Genomic DNA, 15,947 nt, shown 5'->3' on the forward strand with positions numbered 1-15,947 from the left:
GGGGTTCTCTCCCGGTTCAGTCGTCTCCGAGGGTGATGTCCAGCTCGTTCACGAGGGCTTCGGTAAGGTCGGCCTGCTGGCCGAGGTCGATGCGGATCTTCGCGAGGTTCGCGACACCGCGGATTCCCGACAGGTCGTTCTCGCGGAAGTCGGTGTCGCGGTAGCGGCCGGCGCCGAACTCGGTGAGGCGGAGCGTGCAGTCAGTGAACACGGCGTCGGACAGGTCGCAGTCGGTGAACGTGGCCTCGGTGAGGACACAGCCGATGAAGGCGACGGGCCCGGTGACGCGAACCTTCTCGAAGGTGGCGAAGTCGAACTTGCAGCCGTCGAAAAGGACGTCATCGAGCACCAGGCCGTCCAGGGCGGCGCCCATCAGCTTGGAATCGCGGACGTGGACCCGGGTCAGCTTGCCCCCCGTCCAGCGCGCAGAGCCGAGGTCGCTGCCGGTGATCTCCACGCCGTGCAGAGTGACGCTCTCCAGCTCGACCCGCTTGGAGTGCACGCCGGTGATGCGGCCGGTGATGAGCTGGGAGTCTGCGAGGTCGAGCGACCGCAGGTCGGCGTCCCCGTACGTGAAGTCCTGGACGATTCCGCGGGGGTTGTCGAGGGTGTCGACGCCGGAGAGGTAGAGGCCCGGCTCGTCCAGCTCTGGGGTGGTGATGGTGACGTGGCCGAAGGTGCGGGTGGCCATGATGTTCTCCTTCATCGTGGTGCCAGGGCGGCCCCGCGCGGCCGGCAGGACCGCCCAGACGTTGCGGCGGGTGCTACGCCTTGTTCTTCCAGTTGTCCCACGTGGGCCTGTTGTCGAAGGCGGGGGTGGGGTTGTCCCAGGTCGGACGGTTGTCGAACGCGGCGAGGGGCGCGGTGCCCACGGCCTTCGAGGTGGGCTGGTTGCTCCAGGTGGCGTTGGTCCAGGCGTTCTCCCAGCGGGCGACAGCCGTCGAGCCGGCGGCCTCCAGCAGGCACTCGAAGCCCTCCGCCGAGTCCATCACGAGCGTGGCGGCGTCAGTGGGCGTGTGCACGAGCATGTCGCGTAACTCCTTCGAGTAGGGCGATCTTCGAGGTGGTGCAGTACGAGGTACGGGTGCCGTCCATACGGCCCCCGTGCTCGAAGTACCGGTTCGCGGGGTGCGCTCCCCCACAGAACGCGAAGGTGGGGCAGGTGGCGCGGCAGGCGTCCACGCCCTCCCAGAACTCGGCAATCCAGGGGGTACGTTGCTCGGCCTCGGCCACGAGGACGTCCAGGCCGGTGCGGAGGACGTTGCCGGTGGTGAAGTCGCCGAAGCGGTGGTCGGTGAACCCGGCCAGTTCCGGGGAGAGCATGACAACTCCGCCGTCGTAGGCGATGGTGGGCAGGGGGTCCCACGGGGCCGAGTTCGGCGTGGGCGCGGTGGGCCGGCCGCCGAGGAGGGCGCCGGCGAAATTGAGGACGCGCTGGACCTCGCGCAGCCGTACGACGGGGTTCGTCCTCCAGGTATCCGCGAGGGCCGCCCAGAACTCGGCGGCCCGCATGGGATCGGCGGCCTTGGAGCCGGTGTTGACGCCCTCTTCCTCTTCGACGTTGACGCCGAGGGTGGTCACGCCCAGCTCGGCGAAGAAGTCGTACAGGCGGGCCGCGTTCTCGGGAGCCGGGTCGGATACGACCGCGATGGCGGAGTACGGGATGCCGCGGCGGCGCAGGCGTTCGATGCCTCGCATGGTGACGCGAAATCCCGGGTGGCCGGCGAGGGTGATCCGGTGGGTGTTCATGTCCTCGGGGCCGTCGATGCTGACGCCCACGTGTACGTCGTGTTCCAGCAGGAACTCGCACCACGCGTCGTCAATGAGCGCGGCGTTCGTCTGCACGGAGTGCTTCACGCCCTTGAAAGGGGTCATCAGGGCTGCCAGGTGCTCGAGGCCGGTGGCGAGCGGTTCCCCGCCGTGCCACACGACCTCGAACGCCGGGTCGTCGACCGCCCACGGATTGACGGACGCAGCCACGGACTCGGCGACGCCTACCGGCATGAGGTGCTTGAGCTTGCGGAAGGGCAGGTAGCAGTAGGTGCAGTCCATGGGCAGGCACTGCGTGGTCGGCTGCATGATCACAGACCGCGGCCTGGTCGCAAGCCGTAAGGCGCTGGGCATCGTTCTCCTTTCGATCGGGTTCGAGCGCTGCCCCACCCGGGGCGGTGACGCTGAACGAGGTGTCGGGCGGGGAGTCTGGGGCCGCCTACGCGGGCGGTTCGACGTCCGGCGCCGTGGCCGGAGGGGCGTGCTCGCCTGGATCAGGCCGAGGCGTGGCCGCTGAGGACGACGGCGGACCCCGTCAGGCCGATGGCGAGCGGGGCGCCGATCATGCCCCAGCTGGGCTCGGGTAAGTGGCTCCGGCCGGTCATCGGGCATCCGCCTCGCGCAGCGCCTGGTGGTCGGCGACGACCCATTCCCGGCCCCCGCCCTCGGGGCGGAGGAACACGGCTTCGGCGATCTTCCGGCGGGTGGCGGGGTCTTCCCACTCGCCGATGAACTGGACGATTGCTTCCCGGTCGTTCGCGTCGAGGACGCGGGCACCTTCGTGCAACCACGGGGGGATGCTCTTCCGGCTCACCGCAGCTCACCCTTGCCAGCCGACCCGAGGAAGCGCTCCATACCCCGCTCGGCGCGGGCCTGGAGGGACGGATTCGGGTCCGGGCTGTCGGCCCAGGTTGCGTACTCGGGCTGGTGGCCAGTCGCGACGCTGGGGACGTCCTCGGGGGGGCATCAAGGTGTCGACGGAGGCGTTCCACCCATCCTCGCCGCCGCCTTCGGGCGTGAGTCGGTAGAAGGTGATCCCCGTGTCCTTGGGGGCTTCCATGACCACGCCCGTACGGGAGGTGGCGGTGTCGTAGGCGAGGTCACCGCGCAGGGGCCGGCGGGGGCCGGAGTCGTCCGCCTGCTGTCGTACGCGGTCATGGGCAGTGCGACGCGTAGAGGTCATGTAGCGGAACGTATGCGCCCCGCTACACACGAATATGATTCCGTGGAATACCCGCAGATCAGTCCAGCGAAAAACGTCCGGTCATGCCCCGCAGCCGCTGGCGGGTGGCGACCCGCTCGGCGTAGACGATCTTTCGCAGAGTCGCCCGCGCGACGGGGTGATTGCGGACCAGTTGCGGGGCGATGCGCTCGGCGGCCTCCAGCTCGGTCAGGGCCTGGTCCCGGTTGCCGTCCCACAGCCACGCGCGGGCGAGGTCCATGTGGTGGTGACCGAGCCGGGAGTTCGGCAGGACCGCGATGTGCGCCGGGTCCGCCTCCCTGTTGAGCCGGAGGGCCTTCGTCTGGTCGCTCATCTCCAGGGCGGCGCTGACGCTGTGGATGATGACGTTGCCGAGGGAGAAGGTAACGGAGTGCCTGTCGTGGATCTCGGGACCGACGTAGGCGTTGACCCGCTCACCCGCCGTGCGGGCCAGGGCGAGGCGCTCGTCGGATGCCGCCGCGTTTCCGCTCCGCGCGCACGAGATCGCGGCCCGCAGGTGGAGGGCGCCCCACATCCGCAGTGCGAGCGGGTCCCCGGCTTCATATTCCGTCTCGATGCCGGCGAGGGCCTTGTCCCCGAGTGCGAGTGCGTCGTCCCAGTCGGCGGAGGCCCATGTGTCCCACATCCGCATCCACAGCGCCATCGCGGGCATCACCGGGTCGCCGGAGAGCTGGGCCGACCACGTGGCCCGCTCGCAGGCCATGGCCACGAGTTCGGGATGTCCGAGGGCGTGGGCGGCGGTGTGGGCGAACTTGCACGCCACCGCGTAGATCGCGAACGCCTCTTCACGCTCGTGGCCGGTGGAGACCTCGGCGAGGGCACGGGCCTCCCTCAGCATGTCCGGCAGCTCACTCAGCACGGCGCCGTTCGCCGCCGCATCGCGCAGTCTCAGCAGACGCTTCATGTCGGGCCACAGCACCTCGGACGGGCGCGGGGTGCCGTCGAAGACGGGGGCGAGGTCGTAGCGGCGCAACTCCCGCAGGATGGAGGCCGCGGACACCTGCCACTTGGTCTCGGCGCCACCGCCCGTGTAGGGCCGGTCGATCAGGGTGTTGGGATGGCAGTGCAGGGCGGCGGCCACCGCGTTGATCAGCCCGGCCCGGTCCAGCTCGATCCGGCCCTTCTCCAGCTTCGACACCCAGCCCTGTGTCCGACCCAGTGCCGCGGCGAGATCGGCCTGAGTCATCCCCACAGAGAGCCTCTGACGTCGGACTCGCTGCCCAATCCGCTCTTGCTCCTCGACGTACCCGCTCACACCCACCACCCCGATCTGCGACCGCTTCTGACGCGAAGGTACCGCCGGGACACGGTGAGGGGCGGCCTTTGGTCAATGGATCCCACACAGCGAGAACTCAGGCCGGCGTTGCCCAGTAGGCGGCGCCCGTCCGGCAGCGAGGACGTCGCAGTCCGTACTCCGGCTCGTCTCCGGGTCTACAGCTACTTCGCGCGGGCCACCCGGCGGCAGCCGACCTCAAAGGCAGTGCGCTCGGCCTTCTCCGTGTAACCGTGGCCCGTCTCGCACCAGGGGTTCACATCGCCCGAACCGCTAAACGCGGCACCCTTCTTCTCACCTGCCACCCGAGCGCGGAACACCGCCTCGGAGACGTCCTTAGCCGGGTCGAAAGTCTCCGCCGGCGCAGTGCTCGGCTGGGCGGAGCGGGCGGGAGTCGTCTGACCCGTGTTGCGGTCCCTGTCGGCTACTTCGCTGGCCGAGATGCAGGCGCCTACGCTGGCCAAGGCGAGTACTACGGTGGCGGTCGCCCAGACGATCCTCTTCACTTCTGAGTGCCCCTTCATTCGGTGTGGGATTTGATCAGCCGCAATCAGATGCGCACCCTACGGGCGAGGACTAGCCTGCAACGCGAGCAATGGCCCGCGCGAGGACGTCATCGTCTGCGGAGTCGCGCCATTGAACGACTTCCATACGAGGGCGAGAGTCGCCGCTCGTTGCGTTGAAATCCCGGACCTCTTGCGAAAGCGGAGAATTCGTAAGCAGTAGTACCCCGAGGTCAAGCTGGGGGAAACGATCCGCCACAGCCTTGACGTCTTCCATGGTCAGTCGATTGTTGCGGCGATGCCTAATGTCTACAGCAAAGCTCCCGCCTGCCTCAGTTTCGGCGTAAGCATCGAATCCTGCGTCGCCATCATTTCTCTTCACGTATGCACTGTTCATGCTGACGGCCCGGATTGCCTGGTCCTCGTATTCGCGATGCTGAAGAGCCGGGTTGCTCGTCAGGGCGAGTGCGTCCACGATGCGGTTCGCGGCGGTTACGTAGGAGCGGGCGCCACTGACTGTGGGGATGACGTCGCCTTGATGGACGACTCTGTTTCGCAGCTCCAGTAGGTCCTGCGCGGAGCGAGACAGCTCAGGTGAGAGGACATCCTTCGGTGACAGCGTTCGTGGTAGAGGACGGAAAAGGCCGCGTTCGACAGTGGCTTTCCGGATCGCGGTGTCTACTTCGCGCCAGGCACCCAGGACTGCAGTCGTCGTCTCCGTCTCAGCGAGTTCCAAGAGATCGGAGAAGGCGTCGGTGGGGCGAGGATCAACCCTGTAGTACCCCCAGGCTGTGGGGGCTCCTGGGGTGGTGGGCAAGGCGGGGGAGTCTTCGTTGGAAAGGGGTCGCCTTTCGCTCTCGGCGGTGACGACTTCGTCTTGGATGTTGTTCGCGATCTCGCCGGTCTCCTCGGCAATGGCGGCGGCCTGGGTATCGAACGCCACCGTGCGGAGCGGTGTTTCTACTGATTCGACCCGGTTGAAAAGACCGGCCAGTTGCCTCCGCAGCATGATCCCGAGAGCTAGGACCACCACAGGCCATATCAGCGCTCGGATGTAATCCAGAGCCAGTTGCCACGACATGGCGGCATGTTGCCACAGTGGGTGTTCGCGCCACTGCGGAACGTGCAGATTGCTCCTGGCCGATGCCCGCTGACGGTCAAACACCCTGTCAGGTCTCAGACGGCAGCTGTGGCCCGGTCTTTTATGGACAAAAATCCATGAAACGACTGAGGCCCCGTGACCCTCCGCGAAGGGTGACGGGGCCTCGGGTCAGCACTCAGAAGCTGATGAAGCGTCAGTCAATCGCCCGTTCGTTGCACAGTTCTTGCACAAGGCGATGGAAAATGCTGGAAGACGTCGAGAGGTGTTCCAGGGTATCTCCGCAGACCGGGGGCCAATTTTCAGGGTTTCGAGCCATGCCCTGGTCGATCCCCATTTGCCCGACTCTCTAGATGTCCCGGAAGATCTCGATCTGGGCGCCGACCGAGTTGAGGCGCTCGGCCAGTTCCTCGTATCCCCGGTTGATGACGTAGACGTTGCGCAGTACCGAGGTGCCCTCGGCGGCCATCATCGCCAGCAGGACGACCACCGCCGGGCGCAGGGCCGGCGGGCACATCATCTCCGCCGCCCGCCAGCGGGTGGGGCCCTCCACCAGGACGCGGTGCGGGTCCAGCAGCTGGAGGCGGCCGCCGAGGCGGTTGAGGTCGGTCAGGTAGATCGCCCGGTTGTCGTACACCCAGTCGTGGATCAGGGTCTGGCCCTGCGCGACGGCGGCGATGGCCGCGAAGAACGGCACGTTGTCGATGTTCAGCCCGGGGAACGGCATCGGGTGGATCTTGTCGATCGGGGCTTCGAGCTTCGACGGGCGGACCGTCAGGTCCACCAGGCGGGTGCGGCCGTTGTCGGCGGTGTACTCGGCGGAGCGGTCGTGGTCCAGGCCCATCTCCTCCAGGACCGCGAGCTCGATCTCCATGAACTCGATCGGAACCCGGCGGATGGTCAGCTCGGACTCCGTGACCACGGCGGCGGCCAACAGGCTCATCGCCTCGACCGGGTCCTCCGAGGGGGAGTAGTCCACGTCCACGTCGATGTTCGGGACGCCGTGGACGGTCAGGGTGGTGGTGCCGACGCCCTCGACCTTGACGCCGAGCGCCTCCAGGAAGAAGCACAGGTCCTGGACCATGTAATTGGAGGAGGCGTTGCGGATGACGCTCACGCCGTCGTGGCGTGCGGCGGCCAGCAGCGCGTTCTCGGTGACCGTGTCCCCGCGCTCGGTCAGCACGATCGGGCGGTCGGGGGAGACCCCGGCCTCGACCTGCGCGTGGTAGATGCCCTCGGTCGCGGTGATGTCCAGGCCGAACCGGCGCAGGGCGATCATGTGCGGCTCGATGGTGCGGGTGCCGAGGTCGCAGCCGCCGGCGTAGGGCAGCTTGAAGTGGTCCATCCGGTGCAGCAGCGGGCCCAGGAACATGATGATGCTCCGGGTCCGGCGGGCCGCGTCCGCGTCCATGGCGTCCATGTCGAGGCGGGCCGGCGGGACGATCTCCAGGTCCACGCCGTCGTTGATCCAGCGGGTGCGCACGCCGATGGAGTTCAGCACCTCCAGGAGGCGGTAGACCTCCTCGATGCGGGCCACGCGCCGCAGCACGGTACGACCCTTGTTGAGCAGCGTGGCGCACAGCAGCGCGACACACGCGTTCTTGCTCGTCTTGACGTCGATGGCGCCGGACAGCCGCCGCCCGCCGACGACCCGCAGGTGCATCGGCCCCGCGTAGCCCAGAGAGACGATCTCGCTGTCGAGAGCTTCACCGATTCGGGCGATCATCTCAAGGCTGATGTTTTGATTGCCGCGTTCGATCCGATTCACGGCGCTCTGGCTGGTGCCGAGAGCATCGGCGAGCTGACTCTGTGTCCAGCCACGGTGTTGCCGGGCGTCACGGATGAGCTTGCCGATGCGTACGAGGTAGTCGTCTGCCATGGGTGCACGGTATCTCAGATATGAGATGGTGATCGCGTCGGGTGTGGCGGACGGGTGTCACCGACCGTCAGATCGCAGCCCCGCACGGGGATGCGGGTGGTGCGCGTGGGGTTCGACGATCCGGCCGGGCGGCCTTGTGGGTCGCTCCCGACCGGTGGTCGACGGGGGAGCCGCCCGTTCCTCCCGGGTCGCATGGGGGAGTTGTTCCCTTTTGCGCGATCTGCGTCGACCCGACCCGACCTGATGCGACCCGACCTGAGTTGACCTGATACGACCCGCCCCGCCCCGACCGCCCCGCCCCGACCGCCCCGCCCCGACCGCCCCGCCCCGGCCGCCTCGCGTCCACCGAGGGCCGGGGCCGGGGCGAGGGCCGTCAGTGCCCGCAGGCGTGGTGTCGGCCGCCGTGCACCGCCGCGTACGAGGCCGGGCGCGGCGCGGTCCGCGCACGCGAGGCCCGCGCCGAGGCCGCCCGTCCCGTCGAGGAGTCCGCGTCGTGTACGACACGCCCCCCGACCAGGGTCATCCGTACGCCCGTTCCGCTGATGTCGGCCACCGGGCAGCGGGTCACGTCACGGTCCAGCAGCACCAGGTCCGCCGCCCTGCCCGCTTCGACCGTGCCCGTCAGGGCCTCCTGGCGCAGTTGCCACGCAGTCCCCGAGGTGTGCATCCGCAGCACCGTGTCCCGGCCGAGGCCCTCCAGCTTCCGGTACAGCTCGCCCGCGCCGTGGGCGCCCTGCCGGTCGATCGCGGTCCGCAGCTGGTTCCACACCTGGAGCGCGTCCACGGGCCAGTCGGAGCCGCCCGTCAGGCGGGCCCCGGCCCTCTCCAGGCTGCGCGCCGGGTACATCCACCGGTGCCGCTCCGGCCCGATGTACGGCAACAGGGCCTCCATGGTCCAGGTGTCCTTCGCGGCCCACTGGAGTTGCATGCAGGCGGCCACGCCGAGCCGCGCGAAGCGCCGCAGGTCCGCCGGGTCGACGAGTTGGAGGTGCGCGACGGCGTTCCGCGGGTCCCGCCGCCCGGTCGCCTTGAGGGCGTACTCGTACCCGTCCAGCGCGGTGCGCACCGCCCGGTCCCCGAGGCCGTGGGCGTGCATCTGCCACCCGGCGGTGTTGAAGGCCGCGGTCAGCCGGCCGTACTCGGCCGCGGAGGTGTACAGCTCGCCCCGGTTCGTCGTCGGCCGGCCGTTGCCGTCCAGGTACGGCTCCAACAGCGCGGCCGTCTGCGCCGGGTGCTCGATGACCCCGTCCAGGAACACCTTCACCATCCCGAACCGCAGGCCCGGCACGCCCTCGAACTCCCGGCGCAGCCCGCGCGCGTACGCCAGGGCCGCCGCGGGATCCTTGGTGTGCCCCACCTCCAGGCGGATGGCCGGCACGATGCGCTGCGGCAGTCTTCCGGCCGCGGACAGGGCCCGGTACAGCTCCAGCTCGTGCCGCCCGACGAGGGCGTCCATCATCGTCGTCACCCCGGAGGCCGCCGCCAGCCCCAGCACCTCGGCGCAGGCCGCCACCAGTTCCGCGCGGGAGGGCTCCGGCACGTGTCGTTTCACCAGCACCTGGGCGTCGTCCTTGAGGACGCCCGTCGGCTGCCCGTCGGGCCCCTTGACGATCCTGCCGCCCACCGGGTCGGGGGTGGCCGCCGTGATCCCCGCGATCTCCAGGGCCCGCTTGTTGGCCCACAGGTTGTGTCCGTCGCCGCCGACCAGCGCGATCGGCCGGCGGGTGGGCAGCGCGTCCAGCAGCGAGTGGTGCGGGGCGGTGCCGACGGGCAGCAGGCCGACCGGGTTCCAGTCCTCCACGACCAGCCAGCCGTCGGGCTCCACGCCCGGGCCGCCGGTGTCGGCGAGGAATCCGCGCAGGATCTCCGAGAGTTCGGCCACGGTGGTCTCGGCCCCCTCCAGCGAGGGCCGCAGCGACCGTTCCCCGGCGCCCAGCGGGTGGGTGTGCCCGTCGTGGATGCCGCTCATCACGGTGTTCCCGCGCGCGTCGACGACCTCGGTGTCCCGGCCCACGTGACGCCGCACCACCGAACCGCTGCCGGTGGCCAGGATCCGCCCGTCCCGTCCGACGGCCACCGCCTCCACCGGCCGCCCGCCGGGCAGGCCGGTGAACACCCGGGCGTCGTGGAACACCAGGGCCGCCGAGCCGCGCCGGGCGGCCGGGGCGACGGCGGCCGAGGCCGGGCCGGCCCCCAGCAGGCCCGCGGCGCCGGCGGCCCCCACGGCGGAGAGGAGTCCCCGGCGGGACAGGGGTGAAGAGGTCATGGCCACTCCCAGAGTCGGTAGGTGGCCTGGAGACTCGGTGGTTAACCCCTTAACCGGAACCCGCCCCGGACAACGGAATCCGCAGCCGAGGCCCGTAGCCGTCACCCGTCCCCGGCACCCATGCCCCGCACCCGCGCTGCCCGGCCCCCGTCCCCCGCACCCGCGTGCCCGGCGCCCAAGCCCGGCACCCATCCCCGGCACCCGCGTGCCCGGCCCCCGTCCCCGGCGTCCGTCCCTGTACCCGCCGCGCCCCGCTCCGTACGATGTCCGCGTGCCAGGCCCCGGACCGACCCTCGCCGACATCGCGCGCGCCGCGGAGGTCTCCACCGCGACCGTCTCCCACGCGCTCGGCGGCACCGGCCGGCTCGGCGAGGGCACCCGCCGCCGGGTCCGTGAGGTCGCGGCGGCCCTCGGCTACGGCACCCGGCGCGGGCCGCTCACCCGCAGCCTCGGCATCGCCGTCACCACGTACGCCGGCTCGCCCTGGGACTTCGCCGGGGTCGCCTACTTCTCCCGGCTGCTCACCGCCGCCACCTCGGCCGCGCACACCCGCGGCTACGCCCTGACCACCCTGCCCGCAGCCCGGGGCGGCGATCCCCTCTGGCACACCCTCGCCGTCGACGGCATGCTGCTGCTGGACAGCCCGGCCGGGGACCCGGTGCTCCGGGCCCTGCGGGCGCGCGGCCTGCCGGTGGTCTTCGACGGCCGGCCCGCCGACCCGTGGCCCGGGGACGCGTGGGTGGACAACGACCACGTCGCCACCACCCGTGAGGTGCTGGACCACCTCGCGTCCTCGGGGGCCCGCCGGATCGCCCTGCACGCCGGGTACGGCCGGGAGTTCTACACCGGGGCCGTCACCGCCGCCTACGCCCGGTGGTGCGCCGAGCGGGGCGTCCCCGAGCTGGTCGTCCCCTTCGACCCCGAGGACGCGCCGGGCCACGCCTTCGACGGCGCCTTCGCGGCGCGCGAGCGGCCCGACGCGGTCTACACGGTGTACGACCCGGGCGGCAGGCAGGTGCTCGCGGCGGCCGCGCGCCACGGCCTGCGCACCCCCGGAGACCTGTTGCTGGTCTGCGCGAGTGAGGATCCGGTGTACGGGGAGAAAGAACTCTCCGTGACCACCGTCACGCTGAATCCCGAACGGATCGCCGCATGTGCGGTGTCCTTGCTGGTCAAGTTGGTGGAATCCGGGCATGCGGAATCCCCCGGCCAACTGACCGTCCCGGCGGGCATGCGGGTGCGCGCCTCGTCCCTTCCCCCGGACATGTACTAGAGTTATCTCGACATCGAGATATCTGCCGAAGGCGTACCGCAGCCGCCCCCGCTGGTAAGGGTTACCTAACTTAGCCTTACCTTAGCGGATTGGCCAAGGGGCGTGGCGGCAGGATTGCGGTAATACGCGCGAATTCATGCATGAAGGAGACTGTCGTGTCGGCGAACAGCTTCGACGCCCGCAGCACGCTGCAGGTGGGCGACGAGTCGTACGAGATCTTCAAGCTGGACAAGGTCGAGGGCTCCGCCCGCCTTCCCTACAGCCTGAAGGTCCTGCTGGAGAACCTGCTCCGTACCGAGGACGGCGCGAACATCACCGCCGACCACATCCGGTCGCTCGGCAACTGGGACTCGCAGGCCCAGCCCAGCGAGGAGATCCAGTTCACGCCGGCCCGCGTGATCATGCAGGACTTCACCGGTGTGCCCTGTGTCGTCGACCTCGCCACCATGCGCGAAGCCGTCAAGGCCCTCGGTGGCGACCCGGCGAAGATCAACCCGCTCTCGCCCGCCGAGATGGTCATCGACCACTCGGTCATCGCCGACAAGTTCGGCACGAAGGAAGCCTTCGCGCAGAACGTCGAGCTGGAGTACGGCCGCAACAAGGAGCGCTACCAGTTCCTGCGCTGGGGCCAGACCGCCTTCGACGACTTCAAGGTCGTCCCCCCGGGCACCGGCATCGTCCACCAGGTCAACATCGAGCACCTGGCCCGCACGGTCATGGTTCGGGGCGGCCAGGCGTACCCCGACACCCTCGTCGGCACCGACTCGCACACCACCATGGTCAACGGCCTGGGCGTGCTGGGCTGGGGCGTCGGCGGCATCGAGGCCGAGGCCGCGATGCTCGGCCAGCCGGTCTCCATGCTGATCCCGCGCGTCGTCGGCTTCAAGCTGACCGGCGAGCTGCCGGCCGGCACCACCGCCACCGACCTGGTCCTCACGATCACCGAGATGCTGCGCAAGCACGGCGTCGTCGGCAAGTTCGTCGAGTTCTACGGCGAGGGCGTCGCCGCCACCTCGCTCGCCAACCGCGCCACCATCGGCAACATGTCGCCGGAGTTCGGCTCCACCGCCGCGATCTTCCCGATCGACGACGAGACGCTGAAGTACCTGCGCCTGACCGGCCGTGACGCCCAGCAGGTCGCCCTCGTCGAGGCGTACGCCAAGGCCCAGGGCCTGTGGCTGGACCCGGCCGCCGAGCCGGACTTCTCCGAGAAGCTGGAGCTCGACCTCTCCACGGTCGTCCCCTCCATCGCCGGCCCGAAGCGCCCGCAGGACCGCATCGTCCTCGCGAACGCCGCCGAGCAGTTCGCCGCGGACGTGCGCAACTACGTCAGCGACGACGAGGAGGCCGGCAAGGAGTCCTTCCCGGCGTCCGACGCCCCGGCGTCCTCCAACGGTGTGCCCACCAAGCCCACCCCGGTGACCCTGGCCGACGGCACCTCCTTCGAGATCGACCACGGCGCCGTCACGGTCGCCGCGATCACCTCCTGCACCAACACCTCGAACCCCTACGTCATGGTCGCCGCGGCGCTCGTGGCCAAGAAGGCGTCCGAGAAGGGCCTGACCCGCAAGCCGTGGGTCAAGACCACCCTGGCCCCGGGCTCGAAGGTCGTCACCGACTACTTCGACAAGGCCGGTCTGACCCCGTACCTCGACAAGATGGGCTTCAACCTCGTCGGGTACGGCTGCACCACCTGCATCGGCAACTCCGGTCCGCTGGACGAGGAGATCTCGAAGGCGATCAACGAGGCCGACCTCGCGGTCACCTCGGTGCTCTCGGGCAACCGCAACTTCGAGGGTCGCATCAACCCCGACGTCAAGATGAACTACCTGGCCTCCCCGCCGCTGGTCGTCGCGTACGCCATCGCGGGCTCCATGAAGGTGGACATCACCCAGGACGCCCTGGGCACCGACACCGACGGCAAGCCGGTCTTCCTGGCCGACATCTGGCCGTCGGAGGCCGAGGTCAACGACGTCGTGGCGAACGCCATCGGCGAGGACATGTTCAGCAAGTCCTACCAGGACGTCTTCGCGGGCGACGCCCAGTGGCAGGCGCTGGAGATCCCGACCGGCAACACGTTCGAGTGGGACCCCCAGTCCACCTACGTCCGCAAGCCCCCCTACTTCGAGGGCATGACGATGGAGACCACCCCGGTCTCGGACATCGCCGGCGCCCGCGTCCTGGCCAAGCTGGGCGACTCGGTCACCACCGACCACATCTCCCCGGCCGGTGCCATCAAGGCCGACACCCCGGCCGGCAAGTACCTCACGGAGCACGGCGTCGAGCGCCGCGACTTCAACTCGTACGGTTCCCGCCGAGGCAACCACGAGGTCATGATCCGCGGCACGTTCGCGAACATTCGCCTGCGCAACCAGATCGCCGCGGGCACCGAGGGCGGCTTCACCCGCGACTTCACCGTCGACGGCGCGCCGGTCGCCTTCATCTACGACGCCTCGCAGAACTACCAGGCCGCCGGCATCCCGCTGGTCATCCTGGCGGGCAAGGAGTACGGCTCCGGCTCGTCCCGCGACTGGGCGGCCAAGGGCACCGCGCTGCTCGGCGTCAAGGCCGTCATCGCCGAGTCCTACGAGCGCATCCACCGCTCGAACCTGATCGGCATGGGCGTCCTGCCCCTGCAGTTCCCCGAGGGCGCCACGGCCGCCTCGCTGGGCCTCACCGGCGAGGAGACCTTCGCCTTCACCGGTGTGGAGGAGCTGAACAACGGCACCACCCCGCGCACCGTCAAGGTGACCACCGACACCGGTGTGGAGTTCGACGCGGTCGTCCGCATCGACACGCCGGGCGAGGCGGATTACTACCGCAACGGCGGCATCATGCAGTACGTGCTCCGGAACCTCATCCGAGGCTGATAGCGCGCCGGGCGGAGCGATCCGCCGGCAGTCGGCACCATAGGGCCGTACCCCCGTCAAGGGGGTGCGGCCCTTCCGCTTGTCCGGGCGGTCGGGTATCGGCCAGGCAGGTGACGGTGAGGTCTCAACTCGGAAAAGCCGGGGCAGATACTTGTGCACGATCTTGCTCACCCGAGCGGAAGTGGACTATACCTGTGCCCGTCCGGACCACCGCGAAACGAGCGGCCCCGGACCGGGGGACGGCGGGGACCTGCGGCGATGTCCGCATGCGCGGCTACCGCTTGCGGCTGTCGTTTTCCCTTCCTCCTTCACACTCCTGACGAAGGCGAGGACTTGAGCATGGGATCCACCTCCGCCCACGGCGAGAACAGCACCGATGAGGGCCTCGGCCGCCGAGACCTGATCAAGCGCTCCGCGGCACTCGGCCTGATCGCCGTACCGACGATGAGCTTCCTGTCCGCCTGCGCCTCCGGCGGTGAGGAGGCCCCCAAGGGCGGCGCCCCCAAGGGCGCGGTCACCAAGGAGAACCCCTTCGGCGTGGCCAAGGGCAGCAAGATGGACGTCGTCGTCTTCAAGGGCGGATTCGGTGACGACTACGCGAAGGCCTGGGAAGCGGCCTTCGACAAGAAGTGGGGCACCACCAGCACCCACCTCGGCACCCAGGAGATCACCGCGAAGCTCCAGCCGCGCTTCAACGTCGGCAACCCGCCGGACGTCGTCGACGACTCCGGCGCCCAGCAGATCAAGATCGACGTGCTCGCCAAGGGCGGTCAGCTCGCAGACCTCACCCAGGTCCTCGACTCGCCCTCGCTCGACGACCCGAGCAAGAAGGTGCGCGACGTCCTCATCGCCGGCACCGTCGAACAGGGCACCCAGGGCGGCAAGTTCGTCGCCCTCAACTACGTCTACACCGTGTTCGGCCTCTGGTACTCCGGCAAGCTCTTCAAGGAGAAGGGCTGGACCGAGCCGAAGACCTGGGACGAGTTCCTCGCGGTCTGCGCCAAGGCCAAGGAAGCCGGCATCGGCGGCCTCGCCCACCAGGGCAAGTTCCCCTACTACATCAACGTCGTCATCATGGACCTGATCGCCAAGAAGGGCGGCCTGGACGCCATGAAGGCGATCGACAACCTCGAACCGAACGCCTTCGAGGGCAACCCGGCCGCCCTCGCCGCGGTCGAGGCCGTGTACGAGGTGGTGGAGAAGGGCCTCCTGATGCCGGGCACCAACGGCCTCACCCACACGGAGTCCCAGACGGCCTGGAACCAGTACAAGGCCGCCTTCATCCCCTCCGGCTCCTGGCTGGAGAACGAGCAGCTCAAGCAGACCCCCGAGGACTTCGACATGAAGTTCCTCCCGGTCCCGGTGCTCGCGGACAGCAAACTGCCCTTCGAGGCGATCCGCGCCGGCGCCGGCGAACCGTTCATCGTCCCGGAGAAGGCCGCCAACAAGGCCGGCGGCCTGGAGTTCCTCCGCTCGATGCTGTCCCGCGAGTGGTCCACCCTCTTCGCCCAGCAGGCCAACTCCCTCACCGTCGTCAAGGACGGCGTGGACCCGAACGTCAAACTGCGTCCGGGCACCCAGTCGGCCGTCACCGCCCTCAAGGGCGCCGGCACGAACACGTTCAACTACCTGTACCCGGACTGGTACAGCGAGATGGACGCCGACATCCAGAACGCGTCCAACGAGCTGATGGCCAAGCGCATCCAGCCCAAGGAATGGATCAAGCGGGCCCAGGCCGCGGTCGACAAGGCCGCCAAGAGCCCGAACGCCAAGAACAACAAGCGCAGCTGAC

The 15,947-nt window shown here is 69.3% G+C and carries 12 protein-coding genes; 3 read left to right on the plus strand and 9 right to left on the minus strand.

Annotated features, from left to right (window positions below; all coding sequences use genetic code 11):
- Positions 1 to 16: 16 nt before the first annotated feature.
- The 9 genes from OHA84_RS27075 to OHA84_RS27115 all read right to left on the minus strand — a co-directional run bounded on the left by OHA84_RS27075 (position 17) and on the right by OHA84_RS27115 (position 10,012).
- Entirely contained in the window at positions 17 to 691 is a 675-nt protein-coding gene (locus OHA84_RS27075; RefSeq protein ID WP_266969381.1) for a pentapeptide repeat-containing protein, read from the minus strand.
- A gap of 73 nt (positions 692 to 764) precedes the next feature.
- A complete protein-coding gene (gene amcA / locus OHA84_RS27080) occupies positions 765 to 1,028 on the minus strand; it encodes a multiple cyclophane-containing RiPP AmcA (protein ID WP_266950382.1) in 264 nt (87 codons plus the stop codon).
- The gene (gene amcB / locus OHA84_RS27085; RefSeq protein ID WP_266969379.1) at positions 1,006 to 2,079 is read right to left on the minus strand and encodes a cyclophane-forming radical SAM peptide maturase AmcB; all 1,074 of its coding nucleotides are present in this window, start codon (positions 2,077 to 2,079) and stop codon (positions 1,006 to 1,008) included. Before amcB ends, amcA begins: the two co-directional genes overlap by 23 nt.
- 292 nt (positions 2,080 to 2,371) lie before the next feature.
- Positions 2,372 to 2,584, minus strand: a complete 213-nt coding sequence (locus tag OHA84_RS27090) for a hypothetical protein (RefSeq protein ID WP_266950384.1) — start codon at positions 2,582 to 2,584, stop codon at positions 2,372 to 2,374.
- Positions 2,585 to 3,011: 427 nt separating this feature from the next.
- Positions 3,012 to 4,247, minus strand: a complete 1,236-nt coding sequence (locus tag OHA84_RS27095; protein ID WP_266969376.1) for a helix-turn-helix domain-containing protein — start codon at positions 4,245 to 4,247, stop codon at positions 3,012 to 3,014.
- A gap of 182 nt (positions 4,248 to 4,429) precedes the next feature.
- A complete protein-coding gene (locus tag OHA84_RS27100; protein ID WP_266969374.1) occupies positions 4,430 to 4,771 on the minus strand; it encodes a hypothetical protein in 342 nt (113 codons plus the stop codon).
- Between the two features lie 70 nt (positions 4,772 to 4,841).
- Positions 4,842 to 5,849 (minus strand): hypothetical protein, encoded by a 1,008-nt coding sequence (locus tag OHA84_RS27105; protein WP_266969372.1) that lies wholly within the window; start codon positions 5,847 to 5,849, stop codon positions 4,842 to 4,844.
- A 367-nt stretch (positions 5,850 to 6,216) separates the two neighbouring features.
- A complete protein-coding gene (locus tag OHA84_RS27110) occupies positions 6,217 to 7,746 on the minus strand; it encodes a UDP-N-acetylglucosamine 1-carboxyvinyltransferase (protein ID WP_053684679.1) in 1,530 nt (509 codons plus the stop codon).
- A 373-nt stretch (positions 7,747 to 8,119) separates the two neighbouring features.
- A complete protein-coding gene (locus tag OHA84_RS27115) occupies positions 8,120 to 10,012 on the minus strand; it encodes an amidohydrolase (RefSeq protein WP_266969370.1) in 1,893 nt (630 codons plus the stop codon).
- Positions 10,013 to 10,283: 271 nt separating this feature from the next.
- Here OHA84_RS27115 and OHA84_RS27120 point away from each other — a divergent pair, with 271 nt between their 5' ends.
- The 3 genes from OHA84_RS27120 to ngcE all read left to right on the plus strand — a co-directional run bounded on the left by OHA84_RS27120 (position 10,284) and on the right by ngcE (position 15,946).
- A complete protein-coding gene (locus OHA84_RS27120) occupies positions 10,284 to 11,285 on the plus strand; it encodes a LacI family DNA-binding transcriptional regulator (RefSeq protein WP_266969368.1) in 1,002 nt (333 codons plus the stop codon).
- Between the two features lie 155 nt (positions 11,286 to 11,440).
- On the plus strand, positions 11,441 to 14,155 hold the full coding sequence (acnA, locus tag OHA84_RS27125) for an aconitate hydratase AcnA (RefSeq protein ID WP_053684683.1): 2,715 nt from the start codon (positions 11,441 to 11,443) through the stop codon (positions 14,153 to 14,155).
- Between the two features lie 339 nt (positions 14,156 to 14,494).
- The gene (ngcE, locus tag OHA84_RS27130) at positions 14,495 to 15,946 is read left to right on the plus strand and encodes an N-acetylglucosamine/diacetylchitobiose ABC transporter substrate-binding protein (RefSeq protein WP_053684685.1); all 1,452 of its coding nucleotides are present in this window, start codon (positions 14,495 to 14,497) and stop codon (positions 15,944 to 15,946) included.
- Position 15,947 lies beyond the last annotated feature (1 nt).

Source organism: Streptomyces sp. NBC_00513 (assembly GCF_041431415.1).
In the GTDB taxonomy this organism is placed as follows: Bacteria; Actinomycetota; Actinomycetes; order Streptomycetales; family Streptomycetaceae; genus Streptomyces.